Source organism: Clostridium sp. HMP27, from assembly GCF_000765165.1.
Lineage (GTDB): Bacteria > Bacillota > Clostridia > Clostridiales > Clostridiaceae > Clostridium_AK.
In genome coordinates, this window is record NZ_JMFY01000057.1 from 1 (window position 1) to 4,084 (window position 4,084).

Here is a 4,084-nt window from a genome sequence, read left to right on the forward strand (position 1 = left end):
AAGGCGCCGCGGGTCCATCTCAAAGCGGATTACTCTTTTGATTATCTCTTCATGCGAAAAAATAATGTTATGCGGTATTAATCTCCCTTTCGGGAGGCTATCCCCCTCTTTGAGGCAGGTTACCCACGTGTTACTCACCCGTCCGCCGCTAATCCACCCCGAAGGGTTTCATCGCTCGACTTGCATGTGTTAGGCACGCCGCCAGCGTTCGTCCTGAGCCAGGATCAAACTCTCAATTTAAAAGTTTAATCTGTTTCGCTCATCGCGTTTCTTAACATTAACTGTTAAGTAATTGACTGGTTTCTATTCTCTGTTCAATTTTCAAAGACCTTGTCGCCTTAAGCAACTTCTATATAATAGCATTTCTATTTATATTTGTCAACAATCTTTCAAAATGTTTTTCAAAGTATTGTTAACCACTGTGTTGCATGCCATTTATCTTAACGACGAATATTATCTTATCATGGCTTGACCCATATACTATTACTATTTAATGGCATTAACCCGAGCTAAGACACATCATCCTTTATTGCTCGACCATATACTTAATATCTCGCATAGTGATACACCCGATAAAGTTTAAAGGAAATTGCAATGCAATTTCCTTTAATTATGAATGTTTTACATTCCAAGTAATTTTATAACTACCTTTATGTTTTCCTTCAACTTTTAATTTATAGGTAGAATCTTTTTCTATTTTAATTGTTTTCCTAATTGACTCCTTAGGATTTTCAATTTTAAATAATTCATTATCATTTTTGTCAACTAAAGTTATTTTTAAATCTCCTTCTTTTGTAACTATTTCAATATTTAAATTTAGTTCATCTCCTTCTTTAAGTTTAATAGAATTGAACTTATGTCCATCAAAGCTTGAATATGACATTTCCATACTATTCTTAGTATTATTTTCAATAGAGTTTGTTGATTTATAACTGCCACCAGAGCATCCTACTAAAAATAATATTATTAATTCGCTAATCAATACAATCATTTTATTTTTTAATTTATTAAACATCCCTTACATCTCCAACTATATTTTTGTAGCAACCTTACCTTGCAGTATTATACTTGCATCACATAGGTCAATTACCACCTAATATTTAACCTTCTTCTTGCTTGCAAAGAATCATAGCAAATATATGCATATAGAACCCTATAAATATAGTTATAAAACTTTTAGCTGCATATACTATGATATTAGTATCAGGTATTATCTTTAGAACACTTGCTATTAAACTCGTTATCACACCAATTATCGCTAACTTCCAAAAATATTTCTTCCCTATCTTCCTACCTTCACTAAATGCCTCTTCTGCACTTACATCATGATATATTAAGTAAGCTTCGCAAGGAATTACTGTTACTACTACATATACAAGAAGAATCATAACTGCTATTATGAAGAAAGGAATCATTATAGTAAAAATTGATAAAAGTGATATTCCTATAATTAGTGCACCGATTATAATAGTCAATGTCAAGTATCTTAGATAAAAATGAAGACTATCAATAAAAGCTTCTTTGTAATTTACTTCTTCATCTCTTACTATTATTTTTATAACTAAGTATAAAAACGAATAGACTAAAGGCACTGCAAGAATGGAAATTATAATTAAAAATAAATTACTTATCACTACAGCCTTACCATTTGCGCCTGAAATATTTCTTAGCAGTGTTTCTCCTCCTGTTATCATATCGTATTTATCCAAAGTTACACTACTACTAGTAAACTTAAAACTAGAAATTTGAAATAGTAGCTTTACCAAAATAAAGGGTAATAAAATCCTAAAACCTTCCCTGTACTTTTCCCAAGCTTCCTTATACATTTACACCCATCCCATCTATTAATGTTATACGTTGTTATTTTATCACAATATTCATACTATTACTATTTCGTAAAACTTGTTCCTATTTTTATGACGCAATACCATCTATTGTTATAATTTATGTTTATAGAATAAAAAATAGACTTCTTGTATATTTTTCGTATGATTACAGAAAATACTTTTATGGGAAAAAGATTTGTATTTTATGGTTTGTTAGGTTTTTGTATAGAGGTTCTTTGGACTGGACTTGGCTCTCTTTTTCGTGGAGATATAAAACTTACAGGCTTCACATATATATGGATGTTTCCAATATACGGTCTAGCATTGTTTTTAGAACCCATTCATGACAAGGTAAGGCACCTTCCTTTTTATATTAGAGGAGGGATTTATACAGTACTAATATTTATAGTAGAATTTTCAACTGGAATGATATTACGAAAGGTTTTAGGTGTTTGTCCTTGGAATTATACCACTCAACCTCTATCAATATGCGGCTTAATCACATTAAGCTATGCTCCTGCTTGGTTTGTGGCTGGAATGTTTTTTGAAAGAATACACGATACTTTAATAAGAATTCAGCACAGCTTAATATAACTTAAATAAGTTATAACGTTGAATTTATTTTCATTAAGCTTGTTTATGAACAAGTTTAGCTCTCCTAGTAACTTTACTGTAAACCGTAAAAAAGCAAGGTACGCTAACTTATAAGTTAGCGTACCTTGCCTTTTTATTCTAATTCTATATTAATCCTCTTTATTATGTTGCTATATTAAGCCTTCTAACTATTTTAATCCCAAGTACTCCTCCAATAGTTAGTGCAGGCAAGAATACCCATCCTGATAAAGACATATTAGCTATTGCTGAATATAATGCACCTATATTACATCCTGCTGAAAGTCTAGCACCGTATCCCATTAATAGTCCACCAACTGCATAAAATGCTACATCTCTAAAATTAAAAGCTCTTTTAAAGGAGAAGTGCCCAGCAAGCAACGGTGCTATTAATGCACCTACTATTATTCCTAGGTTTCTCATAGAAGCTGGATCATTCATAAATCCTGCATTAATAGTTTTCATCTTATCCGCAAAGTATCCCCAGCTTGAAACATCAACTAATCCTACTGCTTGATACATCCAAGCTCCCCATTCTACAAATGTGGAAGTTACTCCCCAGCTCTTACCTGATGTAAGTAATACTACTTCAAACATAACAGTTAAAAGTACTGCTCCAGTATAGAAAGACCATCTTTTCACAAAGAATTTGTGATATGTTTCTACACTAAAGAACTTATATTCTGTTTGTTCTGGTAATTCCTTTTCCCACTCAGCATACTCTATTGGAATAAAAGTATTTTCTCTTTTTCTTTTGTTTTCATACCACTTAGCAAAAACATAAATCGCTAAAAATCCTAATAATGAAATTATAATTGCTCCCATATATCCAAATGTATCTGGAAGATAAACTTTTTTACCTGCTGTAAAGAATATAGTGTTTTTCCACCAATCCATATCATGAGCTCCCCATAATGAGCCTGTTACAAAGAAGAATAATACAATTAGTGCTCTCCCTTCACCCTCACCTACGTCTGTAAGTGTTCCTGAAGCACATCCTCCTCCAAGCATCATACCAATACCAAATAGTATTCCGCCTAATATTAGTCCAAGATTAACAGCGTAAACATTTTGAGTTCCTGGTATTATCTTTGCTCCCTTAGCTGCTCTAAAAGCTGCTTCTGCTCCACCAGCAAACGCTCCATAGTGTATTGCTGCTGTAATTATAAGTGAAATTGCAAGCAAAAACATTAATGCTTTTGTTAAGCTTGACTCCCCAGTTACATATAGTCTTCTGATACCCCCCGCAAATCCAAATCTTGATCTTTGCATTAAATATCCAATTGAAAGTCCTGTAATTAAAAACAATCCTAATTTAGGGTTTCTTGAAGATTGAATTGTAGCAAATGCAATCATTGCTATTAAAATTATAAATCCAGCAAATACTTGACCTTTGTTTATACTTACTAATTGTTTTGACGTTTGAGATGTTTTTACATCATAGTTAGTATTTAAATTTTGCATAATAAACCTCCTTATAATAGCGTATATTAATAAATATTATTTTTATAATGGCATAAACTTCTAATTTATAGAGTATTCTTGTAATAGTTCACTTTAATATAGATGGAGCGCAAACTTTAGCTCCATCTATATTTTTTAGTTTTGATTATAAAAAGTTGTAGTCTGTAACTATTTTTTCTCTT

Annotated in this window: 4 protein-coding genes and 1 rRNA gene; 1 reads left to right on the forward strand and 4 read right to left on the reverse strand. The window is 31.8% G+C overall.

Going from position 1 to position 4,084, the window contains the following annotated elements; all coding sequences use genetic code 11:
- The 3 genes from DP68_RS17930 to DP68_RS17940 all read right to left on the reverse strand — a co-directional run.
- A 16S ribosomal RNA gene (locus DP68_RS17930) occupies positions 1-240 on the reverse strand; the annotation flags it as partial.
- Positions 241-610: 370 nt separating this feature from the next.
- The gene (locus DP68_RS17935; RefSeq protein ID WP_035311810.1) at positions 611-1,015 is read right to left on the reverse strand and encodes a hypothetical protein; all 405 of its coding nucleotides are present in this window, start codon (positions 1,013-1,015) and stop codon (positions 611-613) included.
- An 85-nt stretch (positions 1,016-1,100) separates the two neighbouring features.
- Positions 1,101-1,826 carry a hypothetical protein gene (locus tag DP68_RS17940; protein ID WP_035311811.1) on the reverse strand — a complete coding sequence of 242 codons (726 nt, stop codon included), beginning with the start codon at positions 1,824-1,826 and terminating at the stop codon, positions 1,101-1,103.
- Positions 1,827-2,009: 183 nt separating this feature from the next.
- Here DP68_RS17940 and DP68_RS17945 point away from each other — a divergent pair, with 183 nt between their 5' ends.
- Entirely contained in the window at positions 2,010-2,420 is a 411-nt protein-coding gene (locus tag DP68_RS17945) for a membrane protein (protein WP_035311812.1), read from the forward strand.
- 162 nt (positions 2,421-2,582) lie between these two features.
- On the opposite strand, the gene DP68_RS17950 is transcribed toward DP68_RS17945, so the two are convergent.
- Positions 2,583-3,839 carry a YeeE/YedE family protein gene (locus DP68_RS17950; RefSeq protein WP_035311814.1) on the reverse strand — a complete coding sequence of 419 codons (1,257 nt, stop codon included), beginning with the start codon at positions 3,837-3,839 and terminating at the stop codon, positions 2,583-2,585.
- Positions 3,840-4,084 lie beyond the last annotated feature (245 nt).